This window comes from Paenibacillus sp. MAH-35, from assembly GCF_058135425.1.
In genome coordinates this window covers 25,823-42,077 of sequence record NZ_JBYUPU010000010.1, presented here as the reverse complement: position 1 = coordinate 42,077, position 16,255 = coordinate 25,823, and the positions used below count along the sequence as shown (strand labels likewise).

Sequence of the window (16,255 nt, the reverse complement as noted above, 5' to 3'; positions counted from 1 at the left end):
CACCTGCTTTCGTTCTTTTCTTTTTGGAGCATAGCAGAGCGCTGCGGGAAAAAGTATTTACAGTTCTTTCGTTCTCTTGCGGCGGATTAGGCCGGATTAAAAAAAGATAATAACCTAAAAAAAAGCGTGTTTTGCCGCAATCGGACTTTCGATACAATAAATGAAGTACTATAAAAGACCCGGACATGCCGGAAATAAAGGGGTAGGCCAAGCTTGAAATGGGCTGCATGGAACCGTCAATCGTTAATGTTCAACATCTTCATCAGCTTCCTCGGCATCATCGTGCTGTTTTCGATTTTTAACGTGATCTCCGTTCAACTGTTCAACAAAGGGGTACAAAAAGAGATTATCCAATACAACCGCCTTATGCTGACCAATACGGCAGAAAGGTATAAAACCCACTTTGAGCGAATCAAGACGCTGCTGTTTAATTTGTACACGGATGAGAAGGTCGTGGCGTTTAACCGCCAACTGCATGTAAGCGGGGAGTCGGACGTAGACTATTTTCAGGCATCGGTCATGTTGAAGGAGCTTCGGTCCGAGGCGTACAATCCGATGTTTTATCTGAACAACATCGTCTTGTATTTCGATTCGAACTCGATGATCGCGGAGAAGGAAGGAACTGTGGATGCGGATATGTTCTTTTCCCGTTTTTATGTGAGCCGCAACTATCCGCTCTCGTACTGGAAGGAGCAATTCCGCCGGGGGGGCAATTACGAGCTTCATCCGCAAACGACATTTACGGTAACGTCGCTGAACTCGTCGTCCGGCCACGAGCTGATTCCGTTCTCGCTGCGGATGCCGTCTTCGAACTATCAGATTATCGCTTTGCTGGACGCCAAGATGATGCAGGAGGCGTTTTACGGAACGGAAGACAACCGGCAGTTTATGATTTTGCGGAAGGACGGCTCTTTGCTGTACCGTTCGTCCGAGAATCTCACGACGGAGCATATTCCGGTGTTCGAGGGCGGCAGCGGTTATGGCTTGTCTGACGGCTACTACTACTTTGTCGAGAAGGATGCCGAGGGGGGACTTACGTACGTAACGGCGGTCCCGTATGCGAACATCACGTCCAGAGTCCGGAACGCCAGCTTAACGCTGCTGCTGCTCTTTGCGGTGTCGATCGTCATCGGGCTGCTCGCATCCGTCTATTTCAGCCGGAAAATCAACCGGCCGGTGAAGCAAATGGTCACTTCGATTATGGAAAAGGATTCGGCTTTGCTGCAAAGTCCGATCCGCGAGTTCGATCTGATTCACCAGAAAATCCGCGAGCTGATGCGGGAGAAGTCGGATGTTCATAAGGAGCTGCTGGATAAACAGTCGCTGCTGACGAGTTTTTCCTACATTAATAAGCTGAAATCGATTACGTCGGATATTAATGAATGGAAAGATATCGCGGTGATGGACGAACCGTTTTTCATCGTGCTGTTCCAGCTTCACTTTAAGCTGCAGCCTGTCGCGGACAGCGAGATGAAGACGGATCGGATGTCCTATTACATCCAGGAATATATCAGTCTCGTCCTTTCGGAGAAGGTGACCTCGTCGCATACGTTTCAGATCGAGAACAACCAGATTTTGTCGTTGGTCCGGGGAGAGGTAGCGCCCGGCGAGCTGGATGAGACGTTGTCGAAGCTGAAGACGATTCTGGACCGGGACAAAGCATTTTTCCTTGTGACGATTGCGATCAGTCCGGTTTACGACCAGTCGGAGCAGTTCAATAACGCTTACCGCGAAGTACAGGAGATCGCGCAGCAGGCCAGACCGATGGACGAGACGCAACTGATTCGCGAGCGCCGCTCCGTCCCGCCCCAGCTGGCGTTCACGGTTCCCCAGGAGCAGGAGCTGTATGCGAATCTGCAGGCGGGCAACCGCCAGTTCTGCGTCTCGTTCATGGAACGGATGCTGGATCAGATGGACAAGAAGGAAGCGAGCATTCAGCAGCTGCGGCAGTTGGCCGAGGGCGTAATTGCGAGGGTGGCGAAAATATTGGAGCCGTTCGGGGAAGATGCGGATTCCTCGCTCCAGAGGCGGCAGCTGGCCGTCGTTCAACAATGCTGCACGCTGGAGCAATTCAAGCAGTTTTACGCCGAATTGTTTCATGCGGCGACGACGGTCATCCAGACCAAGAAAGAAGAGCAGGACCCTACGGTAGCTTTTGTGATGGATTATGTGGAAAACAAATTTGCCGACGATGTGTCGCTGGATATGCTTGCCGATAAATTAAATTTGTCGTCTGCTTATTTATCCGTCTATATCAAGGAAAAAACGGGGGCCAACTTCAGCGAGCATATCAATGCGGTTCGCATCCGCAAGGCGAAAGATCTGTTGTCGGATACCGATCTGAGCGTGCAGGATATAAGTGTCCGGATCGGCTACCGGAACGTAACTTCGTTTAACCGGATGTTCAAGAAGATGACCGGGGTTCCGCCCGGGGAGTACCGCAAAAGCCAGGCGATCGAATCCGGGAGCGGCAGTTCCCAAACCTGACGTTCCGCTATAGAGCCGGTCCGGGCCCGGGGCGCCTTCGGGCGAAGGCTGCGGGCTGTCAAGGATACGAGCGCTTTTGTGCAGCCGCTGTCCCCCGTTTTTTTAAGATGCGGTCGACCGTGTCGTAGGAGATGGAATCGATATATTCCAGTTCGATCGCTTTGTTCGCCAGCAGGCGCAGCGACCAGCGGCTTTTGCCTGACGGAGGCTCGCTCCGGCTCAGGGCGACGATCTGGGCCTCCAGTTCGTTTGTTACTTTTGGCGGAACGGGAGGTTTCGTCCGTTTTTTGCGCTGAATCACTTCTTGCAGGCCTTGGCGTGCAAACGTCTTGCGGATGTTCAACACCGTATTGACATGAATTTGCAGCTCGTCGGCGATTTCGACGAACGTTTTGTTGCCGCCGGAGCGATGCTCATCGGACAGGAGCAAAATTTGGGCTCGCCGCATCGTTATTTCCGGGGCCGTACCTTTGGAAACAATCGCTCGCAACATGTTGCGCTCTTCCACAGACAAATATACGGGATATTGTTTCTTCGACATGGACATTTCCCTCTTTTTCAGAATGTTTCTGCACTCGGAACGGATAACCGCTGCTTCGAACGAAGTGCTTGTATATCAATATAAATTATCGCCTCCTTTCCTAGTAGTGAGCGGTGTCATCACTTTTGTCACGTGACATTTGGATATTTATGGACCGGAAGTTGGACCTGCTCGGCCTAGCATCGGGATAACTTTTTGGAAGCGGTCAGGGGATTTACAATTTGTGGAGGGAATTGGCCGCAGGCTCGCGAATCTCTTTAATAAAGGAACACAAGTGGATATTCGCACGGTTTTTCTACGATAAAGGAGGGGGCAAATGCAATCGACGGAACCAACGTTGTCGGACCACGCCCTTAAATGGGTAGTCGATGCGGTTCATCCGGAAGCGGAGGTGCTATCGGTGGAGCGGCTTTTTGGAGGCGTTTCCTCCCCCGTTCACGGCGTTTCGCTGCGTGTAGACGGTGAGGTCCGGTACTTCGTGCTGCGGCAGATCGACAATAAGGAGTGGCTGCAGGAGCAGCCCGATCTGGTTGTGCGTGAGGCGGAAAGTCTGCGCCGGGCGGCCGAGGCTGCCGGAGTGCGGATTCCGGCCGTCGTAGCCTTCGACGAGACGGGGAGCCGTTGCGGCACGGGCTTGCCGGCTTTACTGATGACACGGCTCGAAGGCAAGGTCGTATTGGAGCCGGAGGATAGGTTCGCTTGGCTGAACGGTATGGCGCAAGCTCTTATACAGATTCATGATGTGAAGGCGGGCGATTTCCCATGGGCTTTCGCTCCTTACTGCAACGCCGCTTCCTTGGATACGTCGTCCTGGTCGAAGGTGCCGGATTTGTGGCGGACCGCCGCAGGTATCGTAACGAGCGAACGTCCGGCGTTTGCGGCGCGGTTTATCCACCGGGACTTTCATCCGGCTAACGTATTGTGGTCGGGAGGCGCCGTTAGCGGAGTTGTCGACTGGGTTAACGGGTGCATCGGCCCTGCCGGCGTCGATGTCGGTCACTGCCGCGTCAATCTGGCTCTGCTGTACGATGTAAGGACGGCTGACGAATTCCTGACGCTGTACCGGCAGCATGCAGTCGATTCCTTCGCATACGACCCGTATTGGGATCTCGTCACACTGATCGACTTCGCCTACTGGCCTCCGGAAGTATACGGCGGGTGGACGGCACTGGGGATGAAGGGGCTCACGACGGAGATGATGATCGAGCGATTGGACGCTTACTTGATCAGCCTGTTGGACCGTGTGTCCGAAACGAAGGCGTAAGCTGATCAGAGAGCGAAAGGTTAGGGTACGAGCAGCAGCAGGTTGCCGGATGGCGGTCTGCCGCTGCCCGTGGGATGATTGGCGTCAGCCGCCCCGGGCGATCTCCGCAATGCGCTCTCGAATGCGGCTATTGGTGTCCCGGTAAAGCCCGCCGTGATAGCAGACGACGGTGTCGATGTCGTATTCCGTCAACGCCAGCAGCGACCGGAGCGCAAGCGGCATATCGTGAGTTTGGCCGGCGGTGGGGCCAAGCAGACGGCCGTCCTCGACCGTTAAAGCGTCGGCGGCGATCAGCGTCCGGCTCGGCTGATGATACAGGCTGATATGCCCGGGTGTATGTCCGGGGGTACCGATTACGACAAGTCCGCCGGCGATGGGTAGACGTTCGCCGTGCGTGATCGTCCGGTCCACCGGTGCGGCCGGCGGATGGTCCAGCACGCGTTTCAGTGCGGAGCGCCACGGCTCCGGCAATTGGTCCAGCTGGGCTTGGGCTTCGGCCGTATTTTTGATCAAGCAAAGGAGGAACTACTATGGACTTCAACTATTATGATACGTTCATCACGGTAGCGCCGGACTGTCCGGCGGAGGCCGGAACGGTACCTCCGGACAAAAAAGCCGGGAAAACGAAGCCCGGTATCGAATACGAGCTGGTTTCGTCTCAGCCGTACGGTTATACGATGGAAGAGCTTATGTACGAAGTACACGTCCGGCACAAGGGCATTACCCGGGAAGAGTTGTCCGAGAGCGGAACCCGGATCCGGGACGAATTTTACTCGACGCCGAAAGCTTGCCTGCGCGCTTCGATGCTGCCCAAAAAGTACGGCTGGGGCATCCACTTCAACGGGGAGGGCAAACTGGCGCTCGTGCCGATGGAATCCCCGGAGTACCGGAAGTTTGCCGAAGGTGCGGGAGGGGACGTGAAGGTACTCGCCGCTATGAGGAACAGCAAGAAATAGCGGTTGGCTGCGGATGCCGGGACGGGGAGAATGACCTCGGAGTGTATAGTTTGACGACCGGTTTCCGTTTCATTTAATAGCAGTCCAACTTTATAACGGAAAGGTCGGAGTCTGATGAACGAGTCCGGAAAGCCGGTCGGCAAAGCGAACGATGTGGAGATCGTCAAGCTGGAAGAAATGTGCATGGTCGGATTCCCCGTTAATGTATCGTTTAAGCACGGCGATTTTAGCAAAATCGGCAAGACGAAACAGCTGTTCATGGAGCGCAAGGGCGAGATCCGGCATGCAGTCGATCCGGACGTATATTGGGCGCCCTGGTATGACAGCGAAGTGATGTTCACGTACTTCTATTGTCTTCAGGTCAGCGAACTGTCGGAAATCCCCGAGGGGATGATGGGGTTTGCGATTCCGGAGGCGACTTACGCATCGGTGTATTATGAAGGTCCTCTTCCGTGGGGACCGGACCCGTACGGGATGTTGGCTGAATACCGGAAGACGAACGGACTCGCGCCCAGGACAAGAGGGATGATTTTGGAGAAGTACCGCTTCGATGACGATTGTCAACCGGATGAATCGATAGCGATCCGGGTCTTGGGTCCGATTCAAGACTAGTTGCAGCGGGTAAGTACGCTCACGACCGTCTCTCGATCGGCATGATACCATAACTGTGCAGGAAGCCACCTCCGGCCAAAGAGCCGGGTGTGGTTTTTGTTTTTTTGTCCGTTTCAGACGTTTCCATAGTCAGGTTTCCCGCGAAAAGCGGAATATAAAGGTATATCGTTTTTTTGGTAATGAAGGAAGGTGAACCGTTTGGACGATCGCATACTGGAGAAGCTCGCCCGTCATCCGGAGAAAGGGCTGGAGCTGCTGATGAACCGCTACATGGGACTCGTGTACACGATCGTCTCCGATAAGCTGACGTCCGTATGCGACAAAGAAGATATCGAGGAATGCGTCAGCGAAATCTTTTTTGAGCTGTATCAGGCCCGAGACACGATCGACACGCAGAAAAGCTCACTCAAATCGTTCGTCGCGCTGGTTGCGAAGCGTAAAGCGATTAACCGTTACTACAAGATCATGAGCAGGAGACAGAGGCTCGCTAATCTGGAGGGCGGCGGCGGCTTTGCCGGAATGGACGAGGCGTCGGAGAGCCCGGCCGATCAGGTTGCCGGCAAGGAAACGAGGGAAGCGCTCATTGAGAGCATTCAAGCGTTGGGCGAGCCTGACTGTGAAATAATGGTCCGCAAATATTATTTGGGACAAAGCTCGAAGGACATCGCCGCGGCGCTTCGTCTAAAGGTCAATACGGTTGACAAAAAAGTATCGAGAGGGCTGGCCAAGCTGAAGTCGCTGCTGGAGGGGGTGCTGTAAATGGAGGACAAACTGAAAGCGCTGCTGGACCGGCTGGATGCCGATGAAACCGGCAAGCTGCTGGACGACGACCTGTCCGTTCCCGTCGACCGGAAAATCGCCGCACGAATTAAGGCGAATGTATACGAAAAAGCCGGCTTCCGTCCGGTCCGGGCCAGACGGCGGAGAAAGCGGCTGACGGCGGCCGCCGCCCTGCTTTTCCTGCTGGCTGCGCTCGCTTCGATGAATTTCGATTCGGTTACCGCGACGATCGGCAAATTATTCGGCTACGTTCCCGGTTACGGCATCATCGAGCCGGAAGGCGGAATCAAGTACGGAATGCAAACACCGGGCGTAACGGCCGAGAATGAGGTCTACCGGCTCACACTGAATGAAGCTATAGCTTCCGGGAATAAGATCTCGGTACTCTTCACATTGGAACGGAAGTTTACACAGCCGGATAACGGCCCTGCGGCCGAGGAGAAAGAGCGGCTGCTGAGAGAGAGATCCCAACGGCACGAGGTAACGCTGCAAGCAGGAGAAGCGGCATATAACATCAGCCATCGGGGTTGGGGCACCGGCGGTAAGTTCGACATTGTATAGGGAGACTTTATTTTGCCGGAAAGCGAGATAAAGCCCGGCACGGAGTACCGGCTTCATTATGCGTATTCCGGATTGACCATTGCCTTTACGCTCCAGTCGTATGAACGGTTTCATTCTTTGGAGCAGATCGGGCCGACTGTGGTTCACGGCCCGTTATCGCTCACGGCCGTATCGTCCCGGTCGGACGACAAGCTTACCGTTAACCTGTACCCGTACTCTACAGGGGGCTATAAGCTCAGCTCGTTTACCAAAGACCCGTATAACGACAAGCTGCAAGGCGATCTCCATCTAATCACCGATCAGGGCTCCAAGCCGTATATCCAGGACCGCTCGCCCCGTGTAGGGGTCCGCAAGCAGTTTCAGTTCGACAGGAAGGATGACGGCGAAAGCAATCCGGTGCTGCATATTCCGCATGTGACGCTGGAAAGTGAAGAAGCCGCCGCTGTAACGCTAAAAGTCCCGGCTATGGGAGAACGGCGGACGGTGAACAAGGCTTTGTCTTTTAAAGATGCTGACGTTACGGTGCTGGATACGGAAAAAGTCATGCATACGGACAGTAATAACGGAAACGTATATGAAGCGTTAAAAATCCGAATGTCCTTCCAGAACAAAAGCGACGCCTTCAAGCTCAATTGGGTATATCTGGATGTGGACGGCACTGGCGGCTTCGGATGGGAATTCGATGAAAACGGCGACGCTACGACTTATTATTTGGCACTCACCGGATCCGACAAGAGCAGTATAAAGCTGACGATTCGAAATCCGAAATACCGGATGACGGAAGGGTTTCGGATTACGCTGCAAGATTGATAGAGGAGAAATGGGCGGTCTTCCCTTGTATAAGCCCGCTCCAAACTGTCGTCATCACATATACTGATACATGCTAATCTCTCATTATGACCGGTCGGAGATTAGCAAATCAGATAGGGACGGCAGGTGAGAAGCAGTCATGTCTTTTAACAACGTGATTGTCAACGGCGGATTTGAAACCGGGTTAATGAGCCCCTGGTCTTCAGTGAACGCCGCCATCACGAACGTAGAGAGCCATAGCGGTCAATATAGCGCCCGTATACTCGGCGGTGCAGCATTCGGGTATATAGCGCAGCTTGTACCGATATCGGCGGTAGAGAAATACATGTTGAAGGCATCGTTCGCCAATGACGGAGCCGGATCTAACGCCCTGATATCCATTCAAGTATCCTTCTACGATGCAATGAACAATCTGCTTGGGTGGGGAGTTGTAGAAAATATTTATCCGGGCCGGCTGCCGAACGGGGCCGCTTCACAGTGGCTGACCTACTACACCGTGTCCACAGAAGCTCCCCCGAACGCAACTCAGGCGCTGGTGTATATAGACAAGGCGTCCACGGCCGGGTCGGCCGCTTTCCTGATCGATGATGTCCAGCTGCTGCAAGCGGAGGGAGCGCCGGGAGCAACGGGCCCAACAGGTCCGACAGGTGAACCAGGAGCCGACGGAGCCGATGGAGCGCCGGGAGCAACAGGCCCAACGGGTCCGACAGGTGAACCAGGAGCCGACGGAGCGGATGGAGCGCCGGGAGCAACGGGCCCAACAGGTCCAACCGGCGAACCGGGAGCCGACGGGGCAGACGGAGCACCGGGAGCGACAGGCCCAACAGGCCCAACCGGCGAACCGGGAGCCGACGGGGCAGACGGAGCACCGGGAGCGACAGGCCCAACAGGCCCAACCGGCGAACCAGGAGCCGACGGAGCGGATGGAGCACCGGGAGCGACAGGCCCAACAGGTCCGACCGGTGAACCAGGAGCCGACGGAGCGGAGGGAGCACCAGGAGCAACGGGTCCAACAGGTCCGACAGGTGAACCGGGAGCGGACGGAGCCGACGGAGCGCCGGGAGCAACGGGCCCAACGGGTCCGACAGGCGAACCAGGAGCCGACGGAGCGGATGGAGCACCGGGAGCGACAGGCCCAACAGGTCCGACCGGTGAACCAGGAGCCGACGGAGCGGATGGAGCACCAGGAGCAACGGGTCCGACAGGTGAACCGGGAGCGGACGGAGCCGACGGAGCGCCGGGAGCAACGGGCCCAACGGGTCCGACAGGTGAACCGGGAGCAGACGGAGCGGACGGAGCACCAGGGGCAACGGGCCCGACTGGCCCAACCGGCGAACCGGGAGCGGACGGAGCAGATGGAGCGCCGGGAGCGACAGGCCCGACAGGTCCGACAGGCGAACCGGGAGCAGATGGAGCCGACGGAGCACCAGGAGCAACCGGCCCAACAGGTCCGACAGGCGAACCGGGAGCGGACGGAGCAGATGGAGCGCCAGGAGCAACCGGCCCAACAGGTCCAACAGGCGAACCGGGAGCGGACGGAGCCGACGGAGCAGCGGGAGCGACAGGTCCGACAGGTCCGACAGGCGAACCGGGAGCAGACGGAGCAGATGGAGCGCCGGGAGCAACGGGCCCAACAGGTCCGACAGGTGAACCGGGAGCGGACGGAGCAGATGGAGCGCCAGGAGCAACCGGCCCAACAGGTCCAACCGGCGAACCGGGAGCCGACGGAGCAGCGGGAGCGACAGGTCCGACAGGTCCGACAGGCGAACCGGGAGCAGACGGAGCAGATGGAGCGCCGGGAGCAACGGGCCCAACAGGTCCGACAGGTGAACCGGGAGCGGACGGAGCAGATGGAGCGCCGGGAGCAACGGGCCCGACAGGTCCGACAGGCGAACCGGGAGCCGACGGAGCAGCGGGAGCGCCGGGAGCAACGGGCCCAACAGGTCCGACAGGTGAACCGGGAGCGGACGGAGCAGATGGAGCGCCGGGAGCAACCGGCCCGACAGGTCCGACAGGCGAACCGGGAGCCGACGGAGCAGCGGGAGCGACAGGTCCGACAGGTCCGACAGGCGAACCGGGAGCGGACGGAGCAGATGGAGCGCCGGGAGCAACGGGCCCAACAGGTCCGACAGGCGAACCGGGAGCGGACGGAGCCGACGGAGCGGATGGAGCGCCGGGAGCGACAGGCCCAACAGGTCCGACTGGCGAACCAGGAGCCGACGGTGCAGATGGAGCAGCGGGAGCAACGGGCCCGACAGGTCCGACAGGCGAACCAGGAGCGGACGGAGCCGACGGAGCAGCGGGAGCAACCGGCCCGACTGGAGCGACAGGGCCGCTGGCCACACAAAACAATGCATCCTTCTATACGCCTACCGGAGCAACTGTTGCTACAGGAGCAGACTTTGTATTATCGAATAACGGGGCTGTAAACGGAACGGCTATCACGCATACTCCAGGAACGGCTGATATTGTGCTTGATCCGGACCAGACTTATTTTGTTGAATATACGACTACCGTAACGTTGCCTGGCGGCGCCGAAGCCGTTACCGCTTTGCAAGTGGACGATGTAACCGTGGAAAGCTCATTCTCTTCGGTAACGAATGGAGGAGCGCTCGCTCTTAATCTCGTCTTAAGCGGTTCGTCCATTATTAATACTGGCGGAACGCCGGCGACGCTAACCCTGGCGAACATTTCCGGAACGGATTTCAACTTTGCCTTTACTACGGTTACTGTCGTGAAACTGATTTAAGATCAAAGAAAAAAGAACCTTGCCCGCCCGCGAACCGGGTGCGCAAAGGTTCTTTTTCTTTAATGATGAGCTTGCACAACTTCGGGTACATTTCCCCCTGAATTCTGCGAAGAGGACCCCTCCGATAACATTCCTGCGTACGGGTAGACAGGTACGGGGTTTCTCCCTCAATAAAAACAAAGGACCGAGACCAGGGCGTCTCGGCCATTGTTTATATACAAGCGGGGGTATAAAAGCAACATTTGCGTGCCGCTGCAGAATGGGGAAGTTTGCTAAACGTTAAAGCGAACCGAGCCATTCTGAACGAAGACAGCTCCCTCTGAGGCATACAAGGGTCTTCCATCTTGGAATAGGCTTCGTTTGGTCGTTTGGAAGCTTTCCTTATCTTTTGAATTTTTGCAGAAGGTCTAATATTTCTTTCTCGTTTAATTTCAATGCGGCCAGTTGCTCTTGAAGCATCGTTCCCGCTTGATCGTGAAGGGAGCTGATGCCTTTCAAAGCATTTGCGATCGCCTGCTCATCCAGATTAAAGGAAGCTACCTTGGATTGAAGTTGGCTCAACGCTTGCCCGATCGAGGAATCTTCAGGTCCGTTCCATTGCAGCGAACCGATCTGGTCCTGCACTTGTCTCAGCAATTCCTGGATATAGGTCACGTTCTGCTCGTCGTCGATCGAGTCCAGCTTCGCCTGAACTTCGCCGAGCCGCTGCATGACCGGAAGCATCGTTTGCTCGTTGATTCCTATTTTGGCCAAAACCTTCATCAGTTCTTCTTGCAGTTTGCTCATGTGAATCCCTCCCTTCTCGCAACTATACTATGTGGCAGGTGAATGAGAGGATTGGACGAGTGAATGGTATACCTGCATTATTTTTTTCAAATTTTTACGATGAACTGGATTAAGGCTGATTTCTTGACAGGGCAAGGATAGATGCCAGTTTCGGTTTCATTGCTTGGACCATACTATATGGCTAGTGGCGGGAGTTAAGAGAGGGTGCTGGTAGAGAGGGCGGGCATTCTAGGAGAGAAAAATGAAATTAAACAATCAGAGGGTGGCGGCGCATGGGCAATCAGGCAGTACTGGCAACGAAGTGGAAAACCCCAAGCTTCTGGAGCAACAAAAAAGTGTTTGTAACCGGCCATACCGGCTTTAAAGGATCGTGGCTCTGCATCTGGCTGCACTCTCTAGGGGCTTCCGTCACCGGATATGCGCTGCAACCTCCTACCGAACCCAGTCTGTATAAGCTGTGTCAATTGGACGAATGGGTGACCTCCCACACGGCGGATATTCGAAACCCGGAGCAGCTGGCAGCGGCCCTCGAAGATGCAGCTCCGGACATTGTCATTCATATGGCGGCTCAGCCGCTCGTCAGACGCTCCTACGAGCAGCCGGCGGAGACGTACGAAGTGAACATGATGGGAACGGTCAATCTGCTGGAAGCGGTGCGAGGGGCGGTTCAGAAAGGCATACCGGTCCGGGCCGTGCTGAATGTAACGACAGATAAGTGCTACCGGAACCGGGAATGGGCTTGGGGATACCGGGAAACGGACCAACTCGGCGGAAACGATCCGTACTCCAGCAGCAAGGCTTGCTCGGAGCTGATCACTTCAGGCTACCGCGAAGCGTTTTTCCCTCCGGGCGCGTACGACCGCCATCGGGTTGCCATCGCTACAGCCAGGGCGGGCAATGTCATCGGCGGTGGGGACTGGGCGAAGGACCGCCTTCTTCCGGACTGTACGCGGGCCTTGCTCCGGGGAGAGCGGATCAAGCTCCGTTATCCGCAGGCGGTCCGGCCTTGGCAGCATGTGCTTGAGCCAGTCAGCGGTTATTTGATGCTCGCCAAGAAACTGATCGAGCAAGGTCCCGCCTTTGCCGAGGAATGGAACTTCGGGCCGGACGACCGCGACGTGCTCCCGGTGGCGGACGTCGTCCGGAAGATGTGCGATTTATGGGGCGGCAGCAGCGCCTATGAGGCGGAAGAGGGGGAGCATCCCCACGAGTCGCAGCTGTTGATGCTCGACTGTTCCAAAGCGAAGCGGAGGCTGGGCTGGCATCCTGTCTGGAACCTGGATACGGCGCTGGCGAAAACCGTCGAATGGGTGAAAGCCTACGAGTCGCAAAGCGACATGAGAGCGGTCTGCCTGCAGCAGATCCAAGATTACGGGAAAGAAGGCTAGGGACATGTTGATCCGGCCTTGTGCTTTATCAGGAGTATATGAGATTACGGGAACGCCCCACCACGATCATCGGGGATATTTCACCCGGCTGTACGACCGTCAGCTATGGAGCGACTACGGCTTGGACCGGATCTGGGTTCAGGAGAACCGTTCCTACTCCAGCCGGAAAGGAACGATCCGGGGGCTGCACTTTCAGCGGCCGCCTCATGGAGAGACGAAAGTAGTCCGGGTGAGCCGGGGAGCGATTCTCGATGTGTTCGTGGATATGCGGCGAGATTCGCCTACATTCGGACAATGGGGCTCGATCGAGCTGACGGAAGACAACCACAAGATGATTTATATTCCGAGAGGGTTCGCTCACGGTTTTTGCACGTTGACGGATCATTGCGAGGTCACTTACAAGGTGGATCACCGCTACACTCCTTCTCACGAGGGAGGCATTGTGTGGAACGACGAGACGCTTCGGATCGACTGGCCCGTATCTGCGCCGATTCTCTCGGACCGGGATGCCCGGCTGCCGGCGTGGAAGGAGCTCATGGGAACGAGTGCGAACGACGAGACGAAAGGGAGATCGGGATGAAACCGCTGGTAAGCATATTGATTCCTACCTACAACCGTCCCCGTTATTTTGAGCTGGCTTTGAAGAGCGCCTTACAGCAAACGTACCCCAACATTGAGATAGTTGTCTGCGACAACAGCGATAATAACGAGACCGAGCTCATCGTGAAACGGTATCAGGCGGAGCCGAACGGATCGAAGATTCTGTATGTGCGCAATACCAAAAATATCGGTCCGATCGCCAATCAGCAGCAATGCCTGAAGCTCGCCTCCGGGGAATACGTCAACTATTTGATGGACGACGATTTGTTTCACCCGGATAAGATCGCGAAGATGCTTCCGTATTTTCTCAATAACCGGGGAGTTACGCTTGTGACTTCCCAGCGCCGGGTCATCGATAAGGACGGCAAGCCGCTGTACGTCCCGCCGATGTGGACGTTCCGGAAGCTGTACCAGACCGATACGGTCGTCGACGGGAAAGTGCTAAACCGGCTCATGATGCGGGATCAAACGAACTACATCGGAGAACCGACGACGGCCATGTTCCGCAAGAAGGATCTGACCGAGCCGTTCGGCGTCCTAATGGGACGGCAGGTCTACTATGCGGTCGATCTGGCTGCTTGGGTGGCGCTGCTGGATAAAGGGAAAGGCGTCTACATGTCCAAACCGCTGAGCTATTTGCGCTATCATCCGAAGCAGCTGTCGCAGCACAAGATGGCGGGGGAAGTCGCCAAGCTCGATCAGGAGACGTTTTTCCGCTATGCCAAGGCGAGAGGGTATATCTCGGAGAAAGAATACGACAAATACATGAAAAAAATATCGATTCCCAAAGGCCTCCGAGAGAAGGTTGAGGATTACTTGAAGAAAGGACGCTAGAGCGATGAAAGAACTATTGCAACGGTATAAGTATGCGTCCGCCGATCAGCTTCCTTCTTATTGCATCCCGATCACCGTAAACGGCAAAACGTGCGGACGCCTGCGTCCGATCACGCCGGATACGCTGCACAGCGAGGAGGAAATCCGGCTGCTGACCGAATGGCGGAGCGCCTCCGGCGAATGGTTCACGACGCAATTCCCGGTGACGGAGCATGGAACGCGCCAATGGCTCGAGCAGCAGGTGCTGCAGGCGGACGACCGGATTTTATTTTTCGTGGATGATGAGGATTGGAATCCGATCGCCCAGGTAGGCTTCCTTCACTACGATGAGGTCAAGAAGCAGTGCGAATTCGATAATTTGCTGCGGGGCCGGAAAGGGCGATTCGGCAATATTATGATCTACGCCCTGCTGGCCCTGGGGGAATGGAGCATCCGGGTGCTCGATCTGCAGACCGGCTACCTGAACGTGCTTGCCGACAACGCGCGTGCGATCGCGATCTACAAGAAGCTCGGCTTCCAGGAAGAAAAAAGAACGCCTCTGGTGAAACAGGTGGAAGGCGACGTTACGCGGTGGGTGGCCGCAGAGGACGACGATGCCGGGGGCGAAGCGCAGCGGTATCTCGTTACCATGAAGGTGCGGACGGAAGGGTTCTATGATACCTTGAAGCATATTTTATGACACGGGGAGTGACCGCTAGTGAATATCAGGCTGTTTAAGCCTTCCGTCGGCAGGGAGGAGCTCCAAAGCTTGGAAGCCAGCTTCACCGCTGCCTGGCTCGGATTGGGGCCCCGTGTCAGCGAGTTTGAGCGAAAGTGGAGCAGCTATGTCGGGTGCAGGGAGTCCGTCGGCGTCAATTCCTGTACGGCGGCTCTCCATCTGGCTTTGTCCGCTTACCGGTTTCCGAAAGGGAAAAAGGTGCTCGTGCCTGAGCTGACCTTCGCGGCTACCGCCATGGCGGCTTTATACAACGGTCTGGAACCGGTGTTCGTCGATATCGACGAGCGTACGTTATGCATCAGCCTGGAGGATCTGGACCGGAAGTACGATAAAGATTGCGTCGCGGTGATGGCAGTTCATTTTGCGGGGCACCCGGCAGAGATGGACCGGCTCGTCGCTTGGGCGAAACCGCGCGGGGTGAAGGTGATCGAGGATTCCGCGCATTCCGCCGGAGGGAAGTATAAAGGGAAGACGCTCGGAACCTGGGGCGACATCGGCTGCTACAGCTTTGAGGAGAAAAAATGCATGACGACCGGCGACGGAGGGATGATCTCCTCGGACGATGCCGAACTGCTCCAGCCGCTGCGTCATTCGCGCTGGGTGGGTATCAACAAAGATACGTGGGAGCGGTACGAGGCGAATCAGTTGAACAACCGCGATGCGAACAGCTGGTATTATGAAATATCCGATATCGGGTACAAATACAATATGAACGATATGATGGCCTCGATCGGCCTCGCTCAGCTGGAGAAGCTGGAGGGGATGAACCGCAGAAGGGAATCGATCATCAAGCAGTACACGGCAGGACTGAAAGGGTGCAACCGGGTTCGCGAGGCGCTTCCTTACCACCCCGAGCATTCCTCTTATTGGGCTTACATGGTGCGGGTCCCGGACAGAGAAGCGTTCATTCTTCATATGAAGGAGCACGGCGTCGCAACAGGGGTTCATTATATGCCGCTTACGCTGCATCCGCTCTTCATGAAGTATAAGGGCGAGACGCCTTCGGCTTACGCGATCTGGGGCGAACTCGTCACGCTGCCGCTGTTCCCCGATTTGACCGACGAGGAAGTGGCGTACGTTCTGTCCTGCATTCAGGCATATGAGGCCAAGTTCGGGTGAGGGGCGAAGGCTAGGGAAATCGATAGTAGGATGCAAAAGAACCTTCAGAA

The 16,255-nt window shown here is 56.1% G+C and carries 16 protein-coding genes and 2 pseudogenes; 15 read left to right on the top strand and 3 right to left on the bottom strand.

Annotated elements, in window-relative coordinates:
- Positions 1 to 213 precede the first annotated feature (213 nt).
- Positions 214 to 2,487, top strand: coding sequence for a helix-turn-helix domain-containing protein (locus tag AC3Y2E_RS13035; RefSeq protein WP_379210853.1), 2,274 nt, complete (start codon positions 214 to 216; stop codon positions 2,485 to 2,487).
- Between the two features lie 91 nt (positions 2,488 to 2,578).
- Here the strand turns inward: AC3Y2E_RS13035 and AC3Y2E_RS13030 are convergent.
- A pseudogene (locus AC3Y2E_RS13030) lies at positions 2,579 to 2,935 on the bottom strand (helix-turn-helix domain-containing protein); the annotation flags it as partial.
- Between the two features lie 409 nt (positions 2,936 to 3,344).
- Between AC3Y2E_RS13030 and AC3Y2E_RS13025 the strand changes: the two are divergent.
- Positions 3,345 to 4,292 carry a phosphotransferase family protein gene (locus AC3Y2E_RS13025; RefSeq protein WP_379210851.1) on the top strand — a complete coding sequence of 316 codons (948 nt, stop codon included), beginning with the start codon at positions 3,345 to 3,347 and terminating at the stop codon, positions 4,290 to 4,292.
- Positions 4,293 to 4,376: 84 nt separating this feature from the next.
- Here the strand turns inward: AC3Y2E_RS13025 and AC3Y2E_RS13020 are convergent, their stop codons facing one another.
- Complete coding sequence (locus AC3Y2E_RS13020; RefSeq protein ID WP_379210849.1) at positions 4,377 to 4,805, bottom strand: MBL fold metallo-hydrolase; 429 nt, start codon at positions 4,803 to 4,805, stop codon at positions 4,377 to 4,379.
- A 17-nt stretch (positions 4,806 to 4,822) separates the two neighbouring features.
- Between AC3Y2E_RS13020 and AC3Y2E_RS13015 the strand changes: the two genes are divergently transcribed.
- The 8 genes and pseudogenes from AC3Y2E_RS13015 to AC3Y2E_RS12980 all read left to right on the top strand — a co-directional run bounded on the left by AC3Y2E_RS13015 (position 4,823) and on the right by AC3Y2E_RS12980 (position 10,760).
- Positions 4,823 to 5,248: a DUF6157 family protein gene (locus AC3Y2E_RS13015; protein ID WP_379210847.1), complete on the top strand. Its 426-nt coding sequence runs from the start codon at positions 4,823 to 4,825 to the stop codon at positions 5,246 to 5,248.
- A gap of 114 nt (positions 5,249 to 5,362) precedes the next feature.
- Positions 5,363 to 5,860, top strand: a complete 498-nt coding sequence (locus AC3Y2E_RS13010) for a GyrI-like domain-containing protein (RefSeq protein WP_379210845.1) — start codon at positions 5,363 to 5,365, stop codon at positions 5,858 to 5,860.
- 198 nt (positions 5,861 to 6,058) lie between these two features.
- Positions 6,059 to 6,619, top strand: coding sequence for a sigma-70 family RNA polymerase sigma factor (locus AC3Y2E_RS13005; RefSeq protein WP_379210843.1), 561 nt, complete (start codon positions 6,059 to 6,061; stop codon positions 6,617 to 6,619).
- The gene (locus tag AC3Y2E_RS13000) at positions 6,620 to 7,201 is read left to right on the top strand and encodes a DUF4179 domain-containing protein (RefSeq protein ID WP_379210841.1); all 582 of its coding nucleotides are present in this window, start codon (positions 6,620 to 6,622) and stop codon (positions 7,199 to 7,201) included.
- 12 nt (positions 7,202 to 7,213) lie between these two features.
- Positions 7,214 to 8,011: a hypothetical protein gene (locus AC3Y2E_RS12995; RefSeq protein WP_379210839.1), complete on the top strand. Its 798-nt coding sequence runs from the start codon at positions 7,214 to 7,216 to the stop codon at positions 8,009 to 8,011.
- A 139-nt stretch (positions 8,012 to 8,150) separates the two neighbouring features.
- A pseudogene (locus AC3Y2E_RS12990) lies at positions 8,151 to 8,603 on the top strand (NTTRR-F1 domain); the annotation flags it as partial.
- Between the two features lie 55 nt (positions 8,604 to 8,658).
- A complete protein-coding gene (locus AC3Y2E_RS12985) occupies positions 8,659 to 10,440 on the top strand; it encodes a hypothetical protein (RefSeq protein ID WP_379211213.1) in 1,782 nt (593 codons plus the stop codon).
- Between the two features lie 41 nt (positions 10,441 to 10,481).
- Complete coding sequence (locus tag AC3Y2E_RS12980) at positions 10,482 to 10,760, top strand: hypothetical protein (protein ID WP_379211211.1); 279 nt, start codon at positions 10,482 to 10,484, stop codon at positions 10,758 to 10,760.
- A gap of 381 nt (positions 10,761 to 11,141) precedes the next feature.
- On the opposite strand, the gene AC3Y2E_RS12975 is transcribed toward AC3Y2E_RS12980, so the two are convergent.
- Positions 11,142 to 11,546 carry a hypothetical protein gene (locus tag AC3Y2E_RS12975; RefSeq protein WP_379210837.1) on the bottom strand — a complete coding sequence of 135 codons (405 nt, stop codon included), beginning with the start codon at positions 11,544 to 11,546 and terminating at the stop codon, positions 11,142 to 11,144.
- A gap of 272 nt (positions 11,547 to 11,818) precedes the next feature.
- Here AC3Y2E_RS12975 and rfbG point away from each other — a divergent pair, with 272 nt between their 5' ends.
- From rfbG to AC3Y2E_RS12950, 5 genes are read left to right on the top strand one after another with little or no spacing between them, the layout of a single operon-like run.
- On the top strand, positions 11,819 to 12,934 hold the full coding sequence (gene rfbG / locus AC3Y2E_RS12970; RefSeq protein WP_379210835.1) for a CDP-glucose 4,6-dehydratase: 1,116 nt from the start codon (positions 11,819 to 11,821) through the stop codon (positions 12,932 to 12,934).
- 4 nt (positions 12,935 to 12,938) lie between these two features.
- Positions 12,939 to 13,514 carry a dTDP-4-dehydrorhamnose 3,5-epimerase gene (gene rfbC / locus AC3Y2E_RS12965; protein WP_379210833.1) on the top strand — a complete coding sequence of 192 codons (576 nt, stop codon included), beginning with the start codon at positions 12,939 to 12,941 and terminating at the stop codon, positions 13,512 to 13,514.
- A complete protein-coding gene (locus tag AC3Y2E_RS12960; RefSeq protein WP_379210831.1) occupies positions 13,511 to 14,368 on the top strand; it encodes a glycosyltransferase in 858 nt (285 codons plus the stop codon). The genes rfbC and AC3Y2E_RS12960 overlap by 4 nt, the downstream gene beginning before the upstream one ends.
- Positions 14,369 to 14,372: 4 nt before the next feature.
- On the top strand, positions 14,373 to 15,047 hold the full coding sequence (locus AC3Y2E_RS12955) for a GNAT family N-acetyltransferase (protein ID WP_379210829.1): 675 nt from the start codon (positions 14,373 to 14,375) through the stop codon (positions 15,045 to 15,047).
- Between the two features lie 18 nt (positions 15,048 to 15,065).
- Complete coding sequence (locus tag AC3Y2E_RS12950) at positions 15,066 to 16,205, top strand: DegT/DnrJ/EryC1/StrS family aminotransferase (RefSeq protein ID WP_379210827.1); 1,140 nt, start codon at positions 15,066 to 15,068, stop codon at positions 16,203 to 16,205.
- Positions 16,206 to 16,255: the final 50 nt, after the last annotated feature.